General features: G+C 39.3%; 19 protein-coding genes and 2 pseudogenes. 19 read left to right on the top strand and 2 right to left on the bottom strand.

Features of this window, described 5'->3' with window-relative positions:
* From AC058W_RS02125 to AC058W_RS02075, 11 genes and pseudogenes are all read left to right on the top strand, one after another.
* The coding region (locus AC058W_RS02125) for an ABC transporter ATP-binding protein (RefSeq protein ID WP_479389646.1) at nucleotides 1-333 on the top strand (333 nt) is incomplete at its 5' end.
* Between the two features lie 120 nt (nucleotides 334-453).
* Nucleotides 454-858: a YbaN family protein gene (locus AC058W_RS02120; protein WP_117844565.1), complete on the top strand. Its 405-nt coding sequence runs from the start codon at nucleotides 454-456 to the stop codon at nucleotides 856-858.
* Nucleotide 859: 1 nt separating this feature from the next.
* Nucleotides 860-1,207, top strand: a complete 348-nt coding sequence (locus tag AC058W_RS02115; protein ID WP_117675732.1) for a nitrous oxide-stimulated promoter family protein — start codon at nucleotides 860-862, stop codon at nucleotides 1,205-1,207.
* Nucleotides 1,204-2,946 (top strand): ABC transporter ATP-binding protein/permease, encoded by a 1,743-nt coding sequence (locus tag AC058W_RS02110; protein ID WP_117844563.1) that lies wholly within the window; start codon nucleotides 1,204-1,206, stop codon nucleotides 2,944-2,946. The genes AC058W_RS02115 and AC058W_RS02110 overlap by 4 nt, the downstream gene beginning before the upstream one ends.
* Entirely contained in the window at nucleotides 2,939-4,756 is a 1,818-nt protein-coding gene (locus AC058W_RS02105) for an amino acid ABC transporter ATP-binding/permease protein (RefSeq protein ID WP_117844562.1), read from the top strand. Before AC058W_RS02110 ends, AC058W_RS02105 begins: the two co-directional genes overlap by 8 nt.
* Nucleotides 4,757-5,058: 302 nt before the next feature.
* Nucleotides 5,059-6,066: a hypothetical protein gene (locus tag AC058W_RS02100; RefSeq protein ID WP_117844560.1), complete on the top strand. Its 1,008-nt coding sequence runs from the start codon at nucleotides 5,059-5,061 to the stop codon at nucleotides 6,064-6,066.
* Between the two features lie 85 nt (nucleotides 6,067-6,151).
* Nucleotides 6,152-6,499, top strand: a complete 348-nt coding sequence (locus AC058W_RS02095; RefSeq protein WP_243009883.1) for a nucleotidyltransferase domain-containing protein — start codon at nucleotides 6,152-6,154, stop codon at nucleotides 6,497-6,499.
* A 477-nt stretch (nucleotides 6,500-6,976) separates the two neighbouring features.
* Nucleotides 6,977-7,999: an FtsH protease activity modulator HflK gene (gene hflK, locus AC058W_RS02090; protein ID WP_243009882.1), complete on the top strand. Its 1,023-nt coding sequence runs from the start codon at nucleotides 6,977-6,979 to the stop codon at nucleotides 7,997-7,999.
* Between the two features lie 103 nt (nucleotides 8,000-8,102).
* A complete protein-coding gene (hflC, locus tag AC058W_RS02085; protein ID WP_019160930.1) occupies nucleotides 8,103-8,969 on the top strand; it encodes a protease modulator HflC in 867 nt (288 codons plus the stop codon).
* A 196-nt stretch (nucleotides 8,970-9,165) separates the two neighbouring features.
* On the top strand, nucleotides 9,166-9,369 hold the full coding sequence (locus AC058W_RS02080) for an MBL fold metallo-hydrolase (protein WP_243098832.1): 204 nt from the start codon (nucleotides 9,166-9,168) through the stop codon (nucleotides 9,367-9,369).
* Nucleotides 9,318-9,650, top strand: a pseudogene (locus tag AC058W_RS02075) (FprA family A-type flavoprotein); the annotation flags it as partial. The gene AC058W_RS02080 and the pseudogene AC058W_RS02075, both read left to right, overlap by 52 nt.
* A gap of 89 nt (nucleotides 9,651-9,739) precedes the next feature.
* Here the strand turns inward: AC058W_RS02075 and AC058W_RS02070 are convergent.
* Nucleotides 9,740-10,606, bottom strand: a complete 867-nt coding sequence (locus AC058W_RS02070; RefSeq protein ID WP_117844556.1) for an AraC family transcriptional regulator — start codon at nucleotides 10,604-10,606, stop codon at nucleotides 9,740-9,742.
* A 172-nt stretch (nucleotides 10,607-10,778) separates the two neighbouring features.
* On the opposite strand from AC058W_RS02070, the gene AC058W_RS02065 reads away from it, so the two are divergent.
* The 5 genes from AC058W_RS02065 to AC058W_RS02045 all read left to right on the top strand — a co-directional run bounded on the left by AC058W_RS02065 (nucleotide 10,779) and on the right by AC058W_RS02045 (nucleotide 16,661).
* Nucleotides 10,779-12,053 carry an ABC transporter substrate-binding protein gene (locus AC058W_RS02065; protein ID WP_117844554.1) on the top strand — a complete coding sequence of 425 codons (1,275 nt, stop codon included), beginning with the start codon at nucleotides 10,779-10,781 and terminating at the stop codon, nucleotides 12,051-12,053.
* A gap of 24 nt (nucleotides 12,054-12,077) precedes the next feature.
* A complete protein-coding gene (locus AC058W_RS02060; RefSeq protein WP_117844552.1) occupies nucleotides 12,078-12,962 on the top strand; it encodes a carbohydrate ABC transporter permease in 885 nt (294 codons plus the stop codon).
* Nucleotides 12,962-13,822: a carbohydrate ABC transporter permease gene (locus tag AC058W_RS02055; RefSeq protein ID WP_117844551.1), complete on the top strand. Its 861-nt coding sequence runs from the start codon at nucleotides 12,962-12,964 to the stop codon at nucleotides 13,820-13,822. Before AC058W_RS02060 ends, AC058W_RS02055 begins: the two co-directional genes overlap by 1 nt.
* 131 nt (nucleotides 13,823-13,953) lie before the next feature.
* Nucleotides 13,954-15,723, top strand: coding sequence for a glycoside hydrolase family 36 protein (locus AC058W_RS02050; RefSeq protein WP_117844549.1), 1,770 nt, complete (start codon nucleotides 13,954-13,956; stop codon nucleotides 15,721-15,723).
* A gap of 164 nt (nucleotides 15,724-15,887) precedes the next feature.
* Nucleotides 15,888-16,661 carry a Cof-type HAD-IIB family hydrolase gene (locus AC058W_RS02045; protein WP_117844547.1) on the top strand — a complete coding sequence of 258 codons (774 nt, stop codon included), beginning with the start codon at nucleotides 15,888-15,890 and terminating at the stop codon, nucleotides 16,659-16,661.
* 715 nt (nucleotides 16,662-17,376) lie between these two features.
* Here the strand turns inward: AC058W_RS02045 and AC058W_RS02040 are convergent.
* On the bottom strand, nucleotides 17,377-18,288 hold the full coding sequence (locus AC058W_RS02040) for a 4Fe-4S dicluster domain-containing protein (RefSeq protein WP_117844545.1): 912 nt from the start codon (nucleotides 18,286-18,288) through the stop codon (nucleotides 17,377-17,379).
* Nucleotides 18,289-18,480: 192 nt separating this feature from the next.
* Between AC058W_RS02040 and AC058W_RS02035 the strand changes: the two genes are divergently transcribed.
* From AC058W_RS02035 to AC058W_RS02025, 3 genes and pseudogenes are all read left to right on the top strand, one after another.
* Entirely contained in the window at nucleotides 18,481-19,326 is an 846-nt protein-coding gene (locus tag AC058W_RS02035) for a LysR family transcriptional regulator (protein WP_117675900.1), read from the top strand.
* A 287-nt stretch (nucleotides 19,327-19,613) separates the two neighbouring features.
* Nucleotides 19,614-20,768, top strand: a pseudogene (locus AC058W_RS02030) (FprA family A-type flavoprotein); the annotation flags it as partial.
* A gap of 123 nt (nucleotides 20,769-20,891) precedes the next feature.
* Complete coding sequence (locus AC058W_RS02025; protein ID WP_117844541.1) at nucleotides 20,892-21,398, top strand: HD domain-containing protein; 507 nt, start codon at nucleotides 20,892-20,894, stop codon at nucleotides 21,396-21,398.
* Nucleotides 21,399-21,620 lie beyond the last annotated feature (222 nt).

Genomic DNA, 21,620 nt, shown 5'->3' with positions numbered 1-21,620 from the left:
CAGCGCGTGTGGATTGCAATGGCACTGGCACAGGGAACGGAGATTCTTTTTCTGGATGAACCGACTACATATCTTGATATCCGATATCAGATTGAAATCCTGGAGCTTGTGAAAAAGCTTAACCGGGAATACGGTATGACGGTTATTATGGTATTACACGAAATTAATCAGGCAATTTATTTTTCTGACCGGATTATCGGACTGTGTCAGGGAAAAGTTCTGATACAGGGAGAACCTGATGAGGTGATTACCGGTGAGAGTATCCGACAACTGTATGGGATTGACCTGAAAGTCACAGAAATAGATGGGCACAAATTCGTATTGACTGTGTGAAACAGACTGAAAATACAGGAGTGGCTTTTCATATACACTCTGAAAAATAAATATTGGGAAATAACAGTAAAAAGTAATTACGCAGGATATCTGCGAAAAAGAAAAAAACGGAGAATAAACATGAGACATACGATGAAGATTTTTTGGATGATACTTGGATTTTTGTGTCTGGGACTTGGTACGGTAGGTATCATATTGCCGATTTTGCCGACAGTTCCGTTTTATATGGCAACGCTATTCTGTTTTGCAAAAAGTTCAGAAAGACTCCATTCATGGTTTCTTGGGACAAATTTATATAAGAAACATCTGGAAAGCTTTGTGCAGAAGAGAGCTATGACGATGGGAACAAAACTTCGCATTATGGGGACTGTAACAGTAATCATGGGGATTGGATTTCTTTGTATGAAAAATGTGCCTGTTGGCAGGATTTGTCTGCTTGTGGTATGGGTTTGTCATGTGTTATATTTTTTCCTGAGAGTAAAAACTGTAAATGCGGAAAGCGAGACACTGGAAGGTGCAAAATAATATGAATAAGGTGGAAAAGAAGCGGCAGAAAGAGCAGTACATTGTGGAAGAAATGATTCGATTATACTGTCGGAAAAATCATTTGGAAGAGGAACGTCAGGGCAGGCAGATGTGTCCGGTCTGTCAGGAGCTTTCGGATTATGCGAAACTCAGAAGCCAGAAATGCCCGTTTATGGAACAAAAGACATTTTGCGCGAACTGTAAAGTGCATTGTTATAAACCGGAAAAGAGAGAGCAGATTCGTCAGGTAATGCGTTTTTCAGGTCCAAGAATGTTGCTACATCATCCGATTCTTGCAATATGGCATCTGATATGTAGTAAAAGGGAGGCAAAGGTAAAAAACTTATGATAAAGACAAGACTGGTGGGACTCTTATCCCATGCGAAAAAGTATATTGTATATACGATTCTATGGCAGTGGGTGGCACTTCTGTCACAGGTATTGGCAGTTTTTTCGATTGCAGATTTACTGGAACGAGTTATATATCAAAGCGTAACGGCAGCAGTTGTTGAGCGAACGATCATTACTCTGATTCTGGTGGTAATCGTACGCTTTAGCTGCGAACGAATGGGCGCAAGATCATCTTATCTTGCCTGTGTGGATGTAAAGCGGATCCTGCGTGAAAAAATTTATGAAAAGATGCTGAAACTTGGGGCGTCCTATAAAGAGCAGGTATCGTCATCAGAGGTAGTTCAGGTATCAACGGAAGGCGTAGAACAGCTGGAAACTTATTTCGGAAAATACCTGCCGCAGTTATTCTACAGTTTAATTGCACCACTGACATTGTTTGTGATTCTTTGCCGGGTGAGCATGAAAGCCAGTGTAGTTCTTCTGATCTGTGTGCCATTGATTCCAATTTCTATCGTAGTGGTACAGAAAATCGCAAAGAAATTACTGAACAAATATTGGAGTATTTATACAGGACTTGGAGATTCCTTTCTGGAAAATCTGCAAGGGCTTACAACGCTGAAGATTTATCAGGCAGATCAGCAGAAAGCGGATGAGATGGACGTGGAGTCTCAGAACTTTCGAAGAATTACCATGAAAGTTTTGACGATGCAGTTAAATTCTACGAGTGTGATGGATATTGTGGCATACGGTGGTGCTGCGGTTGGAATGGCAGTTGCATTATCTGAATTTCTCAAAGGAAATATCAGTATCTCAGGGACGATTTGCATTGTTCTTTTGGCAAGTGAATTTTTCCTGCCGTTAAGACTGCTGGGATCTTTTTTTCATATTGCAATGAATGGAATGGCAGCGAGTGACAAGATTTTTAAAATATTAGATTTACCAGAACCTCAGACAGGAGATAAAAATCTGCCAGATGACTCATTAGACATTTCTTTTAAGAATGTACATTTTGCCTATGAAGAAAACAGAGAAATTTTAAAAGGGATTGATTTGTATCTTCCGGCAGGAAACTTTGTATCTCTGGTAGGAGAATCCGGATGCGGTAAGAGTACGATTACAGGGATCATTTCTGCAAAGAACAGAGGATTTACAGGAGAGATTACCATTGGCGGAGTATCGCTTTCTGAGGTGAATGAGTCAGATCTGATGAAACATGTGGTACTGGTCCGTCATAACAGTTATCTGTTTAAGGGAACAGTAGAAGAGAATCTTCGTATGGCAAAACCGGATGCAACAGAGGAAGAAATGAAGGCAGTTCTAAAGAAAGTAAATCTTCTGGGATTTTTGCAGACACAGGATGGTCTTCAGACAAAGTTGCTGGAAAAAGCCAGCAATCTGTCCGGCGGACAATGTCAGAGACTGGTGATTGCCAGAGCATTGCTGTACGATGCTGCTGTATATATTTTTGATGAGGCAGCTTCCAATATTGATGTGGAGAGTGAAGAATTGATCATGGATGTGATTCATGAACTGGCAAAAATCAAAACAGTGCTTCTGATTTCTCATCGACTGGCAAATGTAGTAGAATCTGATCAGATTTATTTCCTGAAGAACGGGAAAATACAGGAACATGGAAAGCATGAAGAACTGATGCAAAAAGACGGTGAATACAGACATCTGTATGAAAGCCAGATGGCACTGGAGAACTATAGAAGGCAGGTGAACAGGGATGTCTGAGGTGCAGAGTAATTTAACAAAAAAACGCAGAAGTGCCGTTTCAATTATGGGAAGTCTGATAGGTCTGGTGAAGCCGCTACTTCACATTATGATTGCAGCAATCATCCTTGGAACAGCAGGATATCTGTGCGCTATTTTCCTGACGATTCTGGCAGGGCAGGTGATCGTACATGGGATTCTGACAGGAGAAATGGGAGCAGCGATAGCAACTGAAACAACTGATGTAGCATTGTCTGCCCAGACGGTGGGGATTACAGTGAGGAATCTGTGGCTGATAAATACGCCTGTAAAAACAATTATTATTATAATGATTATTATTGCAGTTCTTCGAGGAATCCTTCATTATGCAGAGCAGTACTGTAATCATTTTATTGCATTTAAACTCCTTGCAATCATCCGCCACAAAGTATTCGCTGCATTGAGAAAACTTTGCCCGGCGAAGCTGGAAGGCAGAGATAAGGGAAATCTGATTTCAATCATTACGACAGACATTGAACTTCTGGAAGTGTTTTACGCGCATACCATTTCTCCGATTGCCATTGCAACATTAACCTCATTGATTATGATAGTTTTTATAGGGAGATATCACTGGATGGCGGGACTTCTTGCTCTTGCAGCTTATCTGATAGTTGGAGTTGCGATTCCAGTGTGGAATGGCAGACGTGGAAGTCAGATGGGAATGGAGTTTCGTACAAATTTTGGAGAGCTGAACAGTTTTGTCCTGGATTCTCTGCGCGGTCTGGATGAGACGATTCAATATGGACAGGGAGAGAGTCGAAAAGAGCAGATGTCACAACGCTCCGGAAATCTTGCAAAAATGCAGAGAAGTTTAAACAAGCAGGAAGGTTCTCAGAGATCTTTTACAAATATGGTGATCCTGCTTGCATCCTTTGGGATGCTGGCGCTGACAATATGGCTGTATGGAAGAGGAGAACTGGGATTTGAGGGAATCCTGACCTGCACCATCGCAATGATGGGATCTTTTGGTCCGGTGGTTGTATTGTCGAGTCTGTCTAATAATCTGAATCAGACACTGGCAAGTGGGGAGAGAGTTCTTTCGTTATTGGAAGAAAAGCCGATGGTGGAAGAAATTCCTGAAAATGTAAAAGATGATTCTGTAAATATTTCAGAAAATCTTTTGGATAACAAATCAGGCATATTCTCAGGTGCGCAAGCACAGAATGTTACATTTGCCTATGAAGATGAAGTAATTCTGGATGATTATTCTCTGAAACTGGAACCTGGCAAAATTACAGGAATTCATGGGGCAAGTGGTTCCGGAAAATCTACACTGTTGAAACTCCTTATGCGTTTCTGGGATGTTGATAAAGGATGTGTTTCTGTGGACGGTGAGAATGTGAGAAAGATTCCGACCAGACATCTCAGAGATATGGAAAGCTATGTGACACAGGAAACGCATCTGTTTCACGACTCTATTGCCAATAACATCGCAGTTGGCAGCCCAGATGCTTCCAGAGAGGAAATTATGAAAGCGGCAAAGAAAGCATCTATCCATGACTTTATTATGAAACTTCCGAAGGGCTATGATACAGAAGTTGGGGAACTGGGGGATACCTTATCCGGTGGTGAAAAGCAGCGAATTGGAATAGCCAGAGCGTTTTTACACGACAGTCCTCTGATTTTGATGGATGAACCGACATCCAATCTGGATTCTTTGAATGAAGGAATCATTCTGAAATCTCTGAGAGAAGCGTCAGAGAAAAAAACTGTGGTACTTGTATCACATAGGAAATCAACGATGAATATCGCAGATACTGTATTTGAAATGAAAGATGGAAGAATCTCATAATCCTTTTATCAGAAAAGAGGCTGCTACACTGTTTAATTACATGATGTAGCAGCCTTGTTTTGAATTAAAATTTTAGGAGTGGTGTTTTAGGCATCTATGTGTCGAAAACTATTGATTGACAGGATAACATGCATTTGTTACACTGAATCTACATATCTAAGAAAATTCCAGACTGTTCAGTCATTTATTTTCCTTTATGAAGATAAGTACGAAAGATAGAGGTTACACAATTTACACATATTTGTGCAAATTTGGGTATTCAAGTATTGTTACTGTATGTTAGAATAAAAGTGAGGTATCTAATGAATAATACGATATTTGATGATGTATTTCGTACAATGATTGAAAAAATGCCGTATCTGGCAGTACCTTTGATTAATGAAGTGTTCCATACTTCTTATCCGGAGAATGTACCGATTGTGCAGCTGCGCAATGAACATCAGCAGGAAAACGGAGAGATTATCACGGATTCCTGTTTAAAGATTGCTGGTAAATTGTATCATATTGAATGTCAAAGTGTAGATGATACGACTATGGCAATTCGTATGATAGAATATGATTTCTCCATAGCAATCGAAAATGCGCAGAAACAGGGATGCAAATACAGGATGGATTTTCCAAAGTCTTGCGTATTATATTTGAGAAGCGGAAAGAATACGCCGGATTTTCTGGAAATAGAGATGGTACTTTCGGATGAGAACATAGTACATTATCGGGTTCCGACAATGAAATTGGAGACATATACAAGAGACAGTATTTTTGAAAAGAATTTACTGATGCTTCTGCCATTTTATATTATGCGATATGAAAAGGATATTCATGAAATGAGTGAGAATCCGGAAATGTTCCAGAGTTTGCTGAACGACTATGAGGAAATCCGGATAAATCTGGAAAGAGAACTTTCAGGAGCAGATAAGACGGCTTTATACATGAATTTAAATAAACTGATTATAAAAATAGCGGACTATATATGCAGGAATGAAAAAACAGTCCGGAAAGGAATAGGTGAGACTATGGGTGGAAAAGTTCTTGAACTGGAATCTGAAAGGCTCGAACGGCTTCAAAAAGAGGCGGAAGCAGAGGCAAAAGCAATTGGAGAAGCAAGGGGCATGGCAATTGGAGAAGCAAAGGGCAGGGCAATTGGAGAAGCAAAGGGCAGAGTGATTGGAGAAGCAATCGGCGAAGAACGATTAAGCACTTTGCTTAATCGTCTGATTATGGATGGAAGAAGTGCAGAAATACAGTCTGTTGTGACAAATGCAGAGACTCGAAAACGGTTATATAAGGAATATGGAATTCTACCAGAATAAGCACTAAAATAGAGAAAGAAATCCTGAAGCAGAAAATGTAAGCATAATCTGTAAATAATATGTAGAGAAAACGGAGGGATAGAAAATGCTGACATGTATCAGATCAAAACGGCAGAGAAATGCAGCGGAGTATGCTTTAAGAGCTATTCAGTCATCATGCATAAAGCCTTATATTAAGACAATATATCTGTATGGCAGTTGTGCACGGGGAGAAGAGAAATATAGCAGTGATGTTGATCTGTTTCTGGAACTGTCAGAGTCATTCCGCTCCCGGCCAGAGCTAAAAAAATATCTTTATCTTCTAAAATCAGAAGTATCCTCTGAGGAATTGGATGATGCTATGCAACAGAAAGATTTTGAAAATATTTTGCGTACACATAGTCTGAACAGACTGATGAAATTTCTAAAAGGAAATATGGAAGCAGAGTTTTAATAATGTTAAGGTGGAGAATACTCAGGAAGAAATAAAAGGTCAGAATCAAACTGGAGTGAATACTTCCGATAGTACAGGAGAAAATTCAACTGACCAAAATTCTGTTCCGGGTAATTCAGGAGATGGTTCTTCGAATACAGATGATAATGGAAATATGTATACAGAATAATGACACTGAGATTACATAAAAATATTTCTTGCATTTTGTAAATAGTTATGATATGATGCTACTCAAAGAAAAGGGAGTAGCGGCCATCGTTATGAAGAACTGGACTTGTTTTTCCTATAAATGGTACATAAATGCGTCAGAACGGCAGATTAAGAATGCCCGCATTATGATATAATCGGCAAGACTTTTGTTTTAGATATTAAGAGAATAGCTCATCTTATGTCTGAAATGAAAGTCTTTTTCTTTTCTTCAGAAATTTTTAGAAGCAAAAAATTTAATCTTGCCAAATGGTGAAACGGAGGAGAAAAGTGAACGAAAAAGTAAATCCTTTTAAAAAATTACAGAAGCCGGGAAAACATGTGAAACGTATTGTAATAGGAGCAGCAGGGCTGGTAATTATTGCAGGGCTTGCAGGAGATGCTACCTATCAGATCCAGGAGCAGGAACAGGCAGTACTGACAACTTTCGGAGTGCCGAAAGCAGTGGCAGAAACGGGACTGCATTTTAAGATTCCTTTTATACAGAAAGTACAGAAAGTAAATACAACGATCCAGGGATTTCCTATTGGATATAGTATGGGAGATAATTCGGTGGTTGAGAATGAGGGCATTATGATTACCTCGGATTATAACTTTATTGATGTAGATTTCTTTGTTGAGTACAGAATTTTAGAACCGGTAAAATATCTTTACAATTCAGAGGAACCGGAAGATATTCTAAAAAATATTTCTCAAAGCTGTATCCGTACAGTAATCGCAAGTTATGATGTGGATGAAGTACTTACAACCGGAAAAGGTGAAATCCAGAGCAAGATCAAAGAAATGATACTGAAACAGATGGAGGAACAGGATTTGGGAATCCAGCTTGTGAATATCACAATCCAGGATTCAGAACCGCCCACACAGGAAGTTATGAAAGCATTTAAAGCAGTAGAAACTGCCAAGCAGGGAAAAGAAACTGCTTTGAATAATGCTAATAAATACAGAAACGAAAAGCTTCCGGAGGCTGAGGCAGAAGCAGACCAGATCATTCAGGATGCTGAGGCGCAGAAACAGGTAAGGATTAATGAAGCGGAAGCTGAGGTTGCACGTTTTAATGCCATGTATGAGGAGTATGTAAAGAATCCGGAGATCACAAAGAAGCGTATGTTCTATGAGACAATGGAAGATGTGTTGCCGGGAATGAAGATTGTGATTGATAATGGAGATGGAGTGAAGAAGGTTCTGCCGTTAGATTCTTTTACAGGGAACAGTTCAGAGAATCCGACAGAGACACTGAACACAGATCCTGCTCAGGACACACAAAATTTAAATGATTCTGAGAACGAATAATGAAATGACAGAAAATATTTCATATAAAAGGTGTTTTAGTAAGTCAACTACCCATCACCTAAAGGCAGCGGGTTTCCGCCTATGACAAACGAAAGGATTTATTATGAAAGGTAAGAAAGTTGGAATATTAATTGGTGTGGCTGCAGCGGTTGTAGCTGTCGGAGCATCAGTAACAGTAACTCAGCAAAACGAATACAAACTGATCCGCCAGTTTGGTAAGGTTGACAGGGTGATCAGCTCATCGGGAATCAGTTTTAAGATTCCGTTTATAGAGAGTACACAGTCATTGCCAAAGGAAACATTGCTGTATGATCTGGCAGCATCTGATGTAATTACAAAAGATAAGAAAACGATGATCAGCGACAGCTATGTTCTCTGGAAAATCAGCGATCCGCTTAAATTTGCACAGACATTAAACTCTTCTGTGGAAAGTGGTGAGAGCCGAATTAATACTGCTGTGTATAATGCCACCAAAAATGCGATCAGCAGTATGTCACAGGATCAGGTGATCACAAGCCGTGACGGAGAACTGTCTGATATGGTTATGGAGGCAATAGGAACAAACATGGATCAGTATGGAATCGAACTTCTCAAATTCGAAACCAAGCAGCTGGATTTGCCGGATGATAATAAGGAAGCTGTGTATGAACGAATGATTTCTGAACGAGATAATATTGCAGCGACTTACAAGGCAGAGGGAAATTCCGAAGCAAAGGTGATTCGAAATAAAACAGACAAAGAAGTAGCAATCCAGATTTCTGATGCAAAAAAACAGGCAGAGATCCTGGAAGCAGAGGGTGAGCAGGAATATATGAAAATCCTTGCGCAAGCTTATGGAGAAGAGGACAGGAGTGAGTTTTATTCTTTTGTGAGAAGTCTGGATGCGCTGAAGACATCTATGAAAGGTGAGGACAAAACAGTGATACTGTCCGCGGATTCACCGATCGCTCAGATTTTTGAAGGGAAATAAAAGAAAAAAAGTAGCAATAGTACACTCTCAAGTATTTCCAGATTTTTATATAAAATAGATGAGAAATTGACTTTATAAGCAGGTATGAGACTTGACGAACGATATGAATGTGGATATAATAGGTTCAGAAATAAAAAATTGGAATTTTTAACCGGATTTGACCGGCTCGGATATTGCTAAGGAGGAACATTTTATCATGAAAATCGGAAATGATATTTATTATGTAGGTGTAAATGATCATCAGGTAGATCTGTTTGAAGGTCAGTATGTAGTGCCAAACGGTATGTCTTATAACTCATATGTGATCATGGATGAAAAGATCGCAGTTATGGATACTGTAGATGCTGTTATTATATCGGAATCGTTGGAAAATATGGCCCGCAGGTTCAGAAACTTCTGAAAGTAGCAGCAACTCTGGATATCCAGACTATTTGTCCTCTTCATGGTCCGATCCTTACAGAGAATCTGGGACATTACATCGAGAAATATGATATCTGGTCTTCCTATAAAGTAGAGAGCGAAGGTGTTATGATCGCTTATACATCTGTCTATGGAAATACGAAGAAGGCAGTAGAACTTCTGGCACAGAAACTGGAAGAAAAAGGCTGCCCGAAGGTTGTCGTATGCGACCTTGCAAGAGAAGATATGGCAGAGGCAGTAGAGGATGCTTTCCGCTATGGCTGAGGAACTTTGCAAATAAAATCTTCAAATAAAAGCAAATAGCTTATATATTCAAAATAAAAGGCAGCAGGATTAAAAGTTCTGCTACCTTATGAATATTCAGAATCAGCAACTAAACCAATACTGGAAAGCCGGGAGTCTGCGCGGTAAGCAGAAGGAGACTTTCCATATTCTTTCTTGAATGTTTTGGAAAATGCCATCTGATCATCAAATCCCAAAGAGCTGGAAATGGTAGATACAGGAAGTTCTGTCGTAGTTAAAAGACGGCAGGCTTTTTTTAATTTCAAATCCATCAGATACTGCTTGGGAGAAACATTAAATTTCTCATGAAAAATTCTTGTCATATAATTGGGATGAACATTAAATTTTCTGGCAACATCCTGAAGCCTGAGTTTTTCTGAATATTTCATGTCCAGATAAAATTTGATTTCATCAGCAATGGAAATCTTTCCCCAGCTTTTTTCCTGAAAACCTACATCTGCATAAAGATATGATATAATGCGCAGCAGGACACTGTTTGCATAGAAATAACTGCTTATATTATTATTAAAAATAGAAAGAATCTCCAAAATACATTTCTTATATTTCTCAGTATCAAGTCCGTGAAGAACATAGACATCATCGCTTGAGGTCATAAGCTGATATACATACATTTCAGAGTTTATCCCAAGAAAATTTATCCACGCATAACTCCAGGGATCTGTGGAAGAAGCCTGATAAAAAGATACTTTTCCGGAAGGAATGATAAATACATCTCCTTTCTGACACTGAAATACATGCTGGTTAATATGCAGGGCTCCTTTTCCCGACAGAACAAAGTGAATGACATGATAGGAACGGATTCTCGGTCCGTAACTATATCCTGGTGAGCATTCTTCGTAACCGGCACTGTAGATCGCCAGATCAGAGGTAGATTTATAAATCAGGTTGTGTGAGGTCTCTTTATATTCGTCCATGCGTTTATTATATTATAAAAAGTTAGTTTTTTCCATATTCTTATCGGAAAATACTATATGAAAATCAAGCATAATCGTGTTTAATATAAACAGAAGCGCTAGAGAAAAGAAAACCTGATCAGGTGAAAGAACGAATAAAAAAAGAGAAAAAATATTAACGGAGGAATTTTTTATGAGAAGAAAAGTTGTAGCAGCGGCACTTTGTACAGCATTGGCAGTATCCAGTCTTGGTATGGGAAGTATAGCAGTAATGGCAGATGATAATACAAAAATTACAATACTTAATACAAAGGACGAACTTCAGACACAGTGGGAAGAGCTTGCAGAGGAATATGAGAAAACGACAGGTGTTAAAGTTGAAGTATCTGTAACAGTCGGAGATTCTCCTTCTGAAGATATTACAAAAAGATACGCTTCAGGTGAGGTACCAACTATTTTTATGGGAGATGTACAGGATATCCTGATGCTTGATGAATATGCCATGGATCTTTCTGATGAAGAATGGGCAGATATAGGAGGCACAAAGTTTGGCTGTGTTGTGAATGATAAATTAAAAGGTTTTCCATTCTGCATCGAAGCTCGTGGTCTGATTTATAACAAAACTGCTATTGAAGAAGTAACAGGTGAAGAATTTGATCCATCACAGATTAAAACTACCGATGATTTAAAAGCGATTCTTGATAAGCTGGTAGATGGCGGTATGGAAACACCGGTAGCCTTAAATATGGAAGACTGGTCTCTGGGCGGACATTATCTGACTCAGGTATATGAGGAGCAGGATGGAACAGCCAAAGGAGCGCAGGATTTTGTTGACGGAATCAAAGATGGTTCTGTAAAACTGGGTGATAATGACAGGTGGAATTCTTTAATGGATACGTTTGATCTTCTTAAAGAGTACAATATGAACAAAGACAATCCTCTGGCTTCTGATTATGATGAAAATGCTATCAGTATCACAGAAGGAGATATTGCATTCTGGTTTAATGGAAATTGGGCATGGGCTGAGATGTCTGAGTTTGCAGAGGACGATACAGAGTATGGAATTATGCCGATTCCACAGAATGATGCTGATAATGATGCAACAGAAAATCTTTGCGGTGGTGCAACAAAGTATCTGATGATCGATACCAAATATAATGATGAAAAACAGCAGCAGGCAGCAAAAGATTTCTTACATTGGCTTGTATATGATGAAGATGGACAGGATTTCCTTGTAAATAAATGTAATCTTGTACCGGCATTTTCCAATATTGATCTGGAAGTAACGAATCCATTAGGCGCATCTGTACAGAAATATACAGCAGATGAGAAGATCTTTGAAACATTTGCAAACTTACCGGGAGACCACTGGAAAACGCTTGGAGCAGAAATGCAGAAATATTTAGGCGACCAGTGCACAAGAGAAGAACTGGAAGCAAGCATTGAGAGTTATTGGCAGAAACAGTAAGAAAGGGACAGGAGGCTGTGATTGATGAAAAAAAATAACAAATTAAGCAGTAAAGTCGTGACATTTCTGGGATTTGGCGGTCCGTCTGTTATTTTGTTTTCCTGTGTAGTACTGCTTCCATTTATTTATGGTATTTATCTGACTTTTACAGGATGGGATGGAATCTCAAGCAAAATACCATGTGTCGGATTTGAAAATTATTCAAGACTGTTTCAGGATAAAGAGTTCTGGGTTTCTCTTGGAAAAACAATCCTTTATGCATTGATTTCCGTTATTCTGGCAAATGTGGTTGCATTTTTACTTGCTTATCTCGTTACCAGTAAAATTAAAGGAAGTAACTTTTTCCGCGCAGCATTTTTTACCCCGAATCTGATCGGTGGAATTGTACTTGGTTATATCTGGCAGTTTGTATTTAATAAAGGAATTTTAATTATCGGAGAAAAAACAGGAATTCAGTTATTTTCGTCTTCCTGGCTATCAGATCCGGTAAAGGCTTTCTGGGCGTTGATCATCGTCACAGTCTGGCAGCTTTCCGGTTATCTTATGTTGATTTATATTGCCGGTTTGATGGGTGTTTCTGAGAATTTAAAAGAGGCAGCACGTATTGATGGATGTGATGAAAAGAAAACAATGCGCTATATTACTTTGCCATTAATGGCGGGTACATTTACAATCTGCTTTTTCCTCGCAATTTCAAGAGCATTTGTTACTTATGATGTAAACATTTCCCTGACACAGGGAGGACCATTCAATTCTACAAGACTGGCTGCGATGTATGTATACAATATGGCATTCTCAGCAAAAGAATATGGTCTTGGACAGGCAGAAGCCTTGATTTTATTCCTGGTAATTGCCGTAATTTCAATTTCTCAGGCGGTAATGGGTAAACGTAAGGAGGTGGAAGCATAATGGATTTAAACCAGAGAGGATATGTACATAAAAAAGCCGGATTAGCAATAAAAATTATTGTTCTTATCTGTGCACTGGTCGTTTATATGTTTCCATTTGTAATGGTTATCATTAATTCTTTCAAAATCAAAAGAGATATTATTAAGGAGCCTATGGCGCTGATCGGAAGTCATGGAGCGTCTCTGGATAATTACGTGGAAGCATTCCATAAAATGAATTTTATCAGAGCATTCTTGAATTCTCTTTGCATTACAGGTGTCAGTGTTGTGCTGATCATTATTACATCTGCGATGTGTGCATATCTGTTTGTCAGAATGGATTATAAAATAAACAAAATATTTTTCGGACTGATGATTGCTTCCATGGTAATTCCATTTCAGGTTATCATGATTCCACTGGTGTCAATTTACGGAGGAAATCTTCATATCCTGAATCATAGACTGACGCTGATTCTGATGCATGTGGGATTTTCAACAGCACAATCAGTTTTCATGTATCATGGATTTATCAAAAGTAATATTCCAATGTCACTGGAAGAAGCAGCGAAGCTGGATGGCTGTACAAAATATCAGACGTTCTTCAGAATCGTATTTCCATTGTTAAAACCTACCACCGCTACACTGGTAATCTTGTATGCAATGGGTATCTGGAATGATTTCCTGCTTCCATCTCTGGTTCTGACACAGAAAGAATTGTATACGCTTCCAATTGCGACACAGATGTTTTATGGAACATATTCTTCAGATTTGGGGCTGATCATGGCATCATTACTTATGGTCGCAGCACCGGTAATTGTACTGTATCTGTTTTTGCAGAAGTACATTATCGCAGGTGTTGTGGCAGGAGCCGTAAAATCATAACCTGAAAAATTATAAAAAGAGCAGATCCTGTATCAAAATTATGAGTAAATGGTGAAGAGGGTTGAAAATATCCCCCCTGATTGACTAATAGTAATGGCGATACAGGATTACTGTGTATATGGAGAAGCAAAATGAAAAAAATTACTGAGAATAACTATATGACAGTTTACAGCAATCTAAAAATAAACACATGTGTTCAGGAAGAAAATAAGCTTCAGGACGTGAAGATAACATACGTGGATATTGAGATGAAACAACAGGCAGAAGACAACAAGGAAGGTACGATCAGACTGGAATTTGTTTTTCCTGCAACAGATATCAGTGGCAGATGGTTTCCAATATGTAAATTTGACCGTTCTGTAAAAGCAGATTATGATTCTGCTGTGGAATCTATGACGGCAAGTTCCGCGCCGGTTGTATGCTTTTATAATTCTGACGGAATGAACCGCCATACAATCGCTCTTTCAGAAGTACGCCAGAAAGTATTTATGAAGTGTGGAATTCATGAAGAAGATGGAAATATGCTGTGTGTAATTGAAATTCCGGTTACGCAGGGCTTCAGCGAAAAAGATTTGAAAATTACAATCTGGGAATCAATAGAAAGAAAAAAATACTGGGAAGTTCTTGATAAAGTCAGATACTGGTGGGAAGAGACACTGAATATCATGCCGGCAGAAGTTCCTGAGCTTGCAAAGAAACCGATGTATTCCTTCTGGTATTCCCAACACCAGAATATTACGGCAGAGAGTGTAGAAGAAGAAAGTCTGCGTGCTGCCGAAATGGGATTTTCAGCAATTATCGTAGATGATGGATGGCAGACAGAAGATAATAACAGAGGATACGCTTATTGTGGAGACTGGGAACCATCACAGCAGAAATTCCCTGATTTTGCGCAGCATGTAGCAAGGGTACAGGCTATGGGGCTGAAATATCTTTTATGGTTCTCTGTACCTTATATTGGAAAAAATACCAAAGCATGGGAAAGATTTCATGATAAACTATTGAGATATAATGAAAGTCAGCAGGCTGGAATCTTTGACTTGAGATATCCGGAAGTCCGGGAATATCTGAAAGCAATCTATGTAAAAGCAGTAAAAGACTGGAATCTGGATGGCTTAAAACTGGATTTTATTGATGAGTTCTATTTCCAGGAAGAAAGTCCTTCCTATAATGAGCAAATGGATTGTCATGATATACAGGATGCGCTGAATATTTTCCTTACAGATGTTATGGATACTCTGAAAAAAATCCGCCCGGATATTCTGATTGAGTTCAGACAAAGATATATTGGACCTCAGATACGAAGATACGGAAATATTTTTCGTGTAAGTGACTGTCCGGGATCCGCAGTCAGCAATCGAACAGGTACGATTGACCTGCGGCTTTTAAGTGGCAGTACAGCGGTTCATTCAGATATGCTGATGTGGCATCCTGATGAGAAGCCGGAAGATGCAGGATTACAGTTGTTGAGCTGTTTGTTTGCAACTGTACAGATTTCGGTATGTCTGGATCAGATAACGGATGATATGAAGCGAATGTTATTGTTCTGGCTTGGGTTTATGGATGAAAAGAGAGAAATTCTGTTACATAGCCAGATTCAGCCAGAAGAACCGGAAAATCTTTATCCGGAGGTCTGTGCAGAATGTGGAAATGAAAAAATACTGGTGCATTACAGTAAAGGAAGACTGGCAGATTTAAGAGATATTAATAAGAAAATTTATTATATTCACGCTGTAAAGGAAGAAGAGGTATGCTTCAGGTGTAATTCCTCAGATACTCTTAAATATGAAGTACGGGACTGCTATGGAAATTTAATGGAGAGTAACGAAGTGTCGGCTAATCAATTTGTTATAATTTCTGTTCCAACTTCTGGAATGGTTGAATTTACAAGAAAGCTGTGATACCATAAATATAACTTTGGGGGCAAAAAGTATTTTGTCCCCAAAATTCATATGTGGGAGGTTCTACTCTTATTCAGTTTATGTAGCTTAAGCGTACATTTTGTAGAAAGTATTTTCAAACAGCACTGTATTCAAAATTCACAAACATATGGGGGAATGGTATTATGATACGAATGATCGTCAGCGATTTGGATATGACTCTGACTGGAAAGAATGGAGAGATGAGTGTTCTTACGGCTGAAATAATCAGAAGATCACAGCAGATGGGAATCAGTTGGGTAATTGCCACTGGGAGAGGATTCGAAACAGTAAAACCTGTGCTGAAAAAGGCAGATATTGATTTGGATATGATTTTGCTGAACGGGGCAGAATACCGTAGTTGTAATGGAGAAAAACAGTATTATGAGGCATTACCTCAGGACATATGTGAAGAATTAATTACATTTTTTACAAAGAGAAATATTGATCTGGAGATAAATACTTCTGAAGGTAACTATGCTACTGCGCCAAGATTGCTGGATGATTCATCGGATCTTATTCCGTTTCAGGAATATCGGAAGGGAACAGCTTATATTTTGAAGATTTTTGCTTTTTCTAAAGATTATGAAAACATTCAGCAGGCAAAAGAGAAATTAAAAGGCAGAACAGATATACATGTCACTTCTTCAGCTCCCTGGAATGTGGAGATTACTTCTCCGGCAGCTGATAAATTTCAAATGGTAAAACGTATTATAGATGAAAATGCCATATCATCAGAGGAAGTAATGGTGTTTGGCGATGGAGTGAATGATGTATGTCTGTTCAGGGAGTTCTGTCACAGTAGAGCAGTTGCAAATGCAGTTCCGCAGATTATTAACATGGCAGAGAAAGTTGTAGCTGATTGCGAAGAAAATGGAGTAGCCAGGGAAGTAGCAGAAATGTTCAGTATTTCGTTATAGGAAGTGCTAAAAGTGTAGAAAGAAGAAAATAAAAATGCAATGGAAAATCGAAGATGGTATATCTTACTGAAAAAGGAAAAATATATACTTCCAAGACAGCTGCACGACTATTTGAGGCTGAATGTAAAGCGCTAAGCAACTGGACGGAGGAAGAATTATTCTTGTAGCATTACCATTTCTTATGCTGCAATATGCATTTTCAAGCCTGGCTGTTACCGCAGAAAAGCCGAAACTGGGACTGGTTGTGACAGTTACTGCAGGTGTGATAAATATGGTTGGTGATGCGCTTTTTCCTTTATCTTCGCAGGGATTGCCATATTTGGTTCCGCTTTCTTTACAGCCCTCAATGATGGACTTACATTGGCAGTCATTTCATTCCTCAGAACATTTCTGTTTGAATGCGCTTCCGTAATGATCCTGCCGCTGATTCTTGGGCTTAATGAAAAGTTGTAAAGTGGTGATTAAGTACAATACAATGGAGATTGTGATGTAACCGGGAGGTTGCGGATACAGTCAAACACAACCTCCCGCAGAGTGCAGTTGACGTTAACAACATTCACTATCCCCAATCATAATCATGGGAGCAATCTGCATCACTCCGGAGCTGAAGAGAAAGGGCTGTGGCAAAATACGGTTGGACTGGTGTGATTATTTAACCGAATCAAGCAAGTAGCGGAGCGGATGATTTTATCCACTTGACTTGGTGATTCAATGCTCAGCCAATCAATTTCTCATTCACATACTCAAATCCGAGACGTTTCACAGTATCAGCAAACCGTTCTCCAGCGATTCCTTCATCTTTGAAGAGAAGGATTGCTTTCTCTATGACAGTCATTACCTCTTCTTCCTCTGTGAAAATTCTTGTAAGAGCCTGACCGTGTGAGATTCTCTTACCCCAGCGGCCTCCGATATAGATTTTATAACCATTCTGATATTCCGGTACTGCGCCGAAAGGACATTTCCCTTTGCAGCGTCCGCAATGGATACATTCTTCAGGATCAATGTAAAGTTTACCGTCAACTAATTTCGGGACATGGACAGGACAACTTTTTTCAATCTGACATTTCTTACATCCCCGGCATTTCTCAACATCCGGTTTTGGGATCCTCTGACCTATAATTCCCATATCATTCAGATTAGGCTTTACACAGTTATTAGGACATCCGCCAACTGCAATCTTGAATTTGTGCGGGAGCACTACATCGTGATAGCCTACATAAAAATGCTCATGGATCTTCTTGCTGAGTGCAAAGGTATCGATCAGACCATACTGGCAGGTTGTTCCCTTGCATGAGACAACAGGACGCACTTTGGCTCCGGTTCCGCCTGTCATCAGGCCGTGTTCTCCAAGGAAAGCAATGGCTTTTTCAATATTATCATAAGGAACTCCCTGGATTTCCATACTCAGGCGGGTTGTCATAGTGATCTGGCCATTTCCGAATTTGTCTGCTGCATCTGCAATAGCACGATGTTCATCTGTTGTAATATGACCATTTCCTGTAATGACTCGAATATTAAAAATGTCATCATATCGTTTGTCCTGAAGACATCCCAGACCCTTTACCCGTTTGATTTCCTCGGGACTCAGTTTTTGGTTGTCAGATGTTACTGGCTTTTTCTCATTCATGATTCAGTATCTCCTTTATATAGCCGTTATTGTTCTCTGATGTATACGGTGTTTCTTTTGTTGATTATAGGCTTTATGAATGATAAAATCAATTTATGAGTTTTTATTATACGATAAGTAATGCTTATGAAAAAGAAAACTACACAGAAAAAACTATCTGATATCAATAGAGTGGGAGAGTTCAAAAAGATTATGTTAGATCACAGAACGGAAACGTTTATGGCAGTATGCAATGTTATGAATTACAGGGAGGCGGCAGAGCTGTTACATATTACTCAGCCGGCAGTTACCCAGCATATCCAGTTTTTGGAAAAGGAATATGGCTGCCGTCTTTTTCTTTATGAAAACAGAAAACTGATCAAGACCCCTGCAGCGCAGATGCTGGAGGATTACCTGCGATCGGTTCAGCAGCGTGAAAATTTTCTCAGGGAAAAGATAAAAAACAATGGTCTCCGGGAACTGCGTATCGGTGCAACCAAGACCATTGGTGACTATGTGATCACAGACAGGATTCACGATTTTTTAAATCAGCCGGATATAGCACTGACTCTGATCGTGGATAACACAAAGCATCTTTTGCATTTATTGGAACAAAATACTCTGGACTATGCCATCATAGAAGGATTTTTTGACAAAAACAGATTCGGAAGCCAGCTGTATCGCCGGGAACCTTTTGTGGGGATTTGCCCGAAGGATCATCCCTTTGCAAGCCGTGAAGTATCTGTAGAGGAGATCCTGAAAGAAACTCTGATCCATCGCGAAAAAGGTTCTGGAACGCTGGCTATCCTGGAGGAAAAGCTTCTGGAGCATAATGAATCTTTGGAGCGTTTTCACCGGCATATATGTATTTCCAGCTTTAAGATGATCATCGACCTGATCAAGTCCGGGTATGGAATCTCATTTGTATATGAAGTACTTGCCAAAAGCGACCCGGAGCTTGGGATTTTTACACTGAAGGGTGAGCCCATAGTCAGAGAATTTAATGTTATTTATCTGAAGCATGCAGATGTGAGGGAGAAGATGGAATGGTTTTTATGACCGCCTGTGCCTGGGCAACTTTTTCCGCAAAGGTATAACAGATCTTGCATGAAAGACACTTGAGTCAGGGGAATTACTTGATTCGGTTAAATAAAAATGAGTAGGAATTTCTATTTTATATGAATATTCTTTTTTGTCGGATAGTAATTATCGTAGAATTGTATTTGGTTGACAGTAATACTATTGATTTCCAGTAAGAAATTGGATATAATAGGTGCAGAAATAAAAAAAAGAAATTTTCATCTCTGAAAAATAACAGGAGATCAATAAGGAGGAAAATTCACATCATGAAAATCGGAAATGATATTTATTATGTAGGTGTAAATGATCATCAGGTAGATCTGTTTGAAGGACAGTATGTAGTGCCAAACGGTATGTCTTATAACTCATATGTGATCATGGATGAAAAGATCGCAGTTATGGATACCGTAGATGCTAATTTCAAGGATGAATGGCTTACAAATGTAGCAGAGGTTCTTAACGGCGCAAAACCGGATTATCTGGTTGTACAGCATATGGAACCGGATCATGCGGCTAATATTGAGAACTTCATGAAGGCATATCCGGACACAACAGTTGTTGCCAACACAAAGACTTTTACCATGATGGAGAATTTCTTCAGAAAACTGAATCTGGACGGAAAGAAACTCGTAGTAGGTAACGGCGAGAGCCTGACACTTGGAAAACATGTTCTGACATTTGTATTCGCACCGATGGTTCACTGGCCGGAAGTTATGGTTACATATGATAGCACTGATAAAGTTCTGTTTTCTGCTGATGGATTCGGCAAATTCGGAGCGCTTGACGTAGAGGAAGACTGGGACAGCGAAGCACGTCGTTACTATATCGGAATCGTTGGAAAATACGGTGCACAGGTTCAGAAGCTCCTGAAAGCTGCCGCAACTCTGGATATCCAGACAATCTGTCCGCTCCATGGACCAATCCTCACAGAGAATCTGGGACATTACATTGAGAAATATGATATCTGGTCCTCCTACAAAGTGGAGAGCGAAGGTGTTGTGATCGCCTATACATCTGTTTATGGAAACACAAAGAAAGCAGTAGAACTTCTGGCACAGAAACTGGAAGAAAAAGGATGCCCGAAAGTAACTGTATTTGACCTTGCAAGAGATGACATGGCAGAAGCAGTAGAAGATGCGTTCCGCTATGGCAAACTGGTACTTGCAACTGTTGAGTATAACGGAGATATTTTCCCATTCATGCGTACTTATATTGAAAATCTGACAGAACGCAGCTACCAGAACCGCACCATCGGTCTCATTGAAAACGGAAGCTGGGCACCTGCAGCAGCAAGAATCATGCAGGGGATGTTCGAAAAGAGCAAAAACATCACATGGCTCGAGAACAATGTAAAGATTATGTCCTCACTCAGCGAAGCAAATGAGGCAGAGATTGAGGCTATGGCTGAGGAACTTTGCAAATAATTGATAATTGTAAACAGCAGGATCGAAAGATTCTGCTGTTTTTTAGAATAAGATAAACCTGGTTACTGAGAATGGAGTGAACAAGTAACTATATTCGTAAGAGAAAGGCAGGAACAAAACATGACAGTAGCAGAAGTTGTAAAGAAAATGGTAGAGTATTCCAAGGGAGATCTTCATGACATCAATCATTTCATGAAAGTATACGCATATGCAAAAACAATCGCAGAAGGCGAAAATCTGTTACCAGAGCAGCAGAAGCTGGTGGAGGTAACTGCGGTTGTCCATGATATTGCCTGCCCTCTCTGCAGAGTAAAATACGGAAATGCCAACGGCAAGCATCAGGAGGAAGAAAGTGCGGCACTGATAGAGGAATTTTTCGCAGATTCAGATCTGCCGAAAGAATTTGTGGATCGTGTTTCTTATATTGTAAGCCATCATCACACAATAACCGGAATCGACGGTATTGATTATCAGATTATGATAGAAGCAGATTATCTGGTAAATGCTGATGAGAGTAATTTCTCCGGAAACAATGTGAGAAATATGCTGGAAAAAGTATTCAAAACAGAGACAGGAAAATTCCTGCTTCAGTCTATGTATCAGAAAAGATTAAACGCTGAGGAATAAAACAAAATATTACATAAAAACGCCCATTGAAAAGCTGTCACAAAAAAAGTGGCAGCTTTTTGAAACTTTTCATTACATTTTCCCATCTAATAAGTGTAAAACAAAAACAACAAAACTTCATTCGAATGAAACCCATTTACAGAAACATACTCTAAGCAAGGAGGATCAGCATTTGATACAGTTGGTAAAACGCTCCATCTCAGGAGATGCAGATGCATTTCT

The sequence above is a fragment of the Blautia sp. CGZ-1-C1 genome (genome assembly GCF_056504575.1).
The sequence above is the reverse complement of the archived record's forward strand: the minus strand, read 5'-3'. Positions and strand labels throughout refer to the sequence as shown.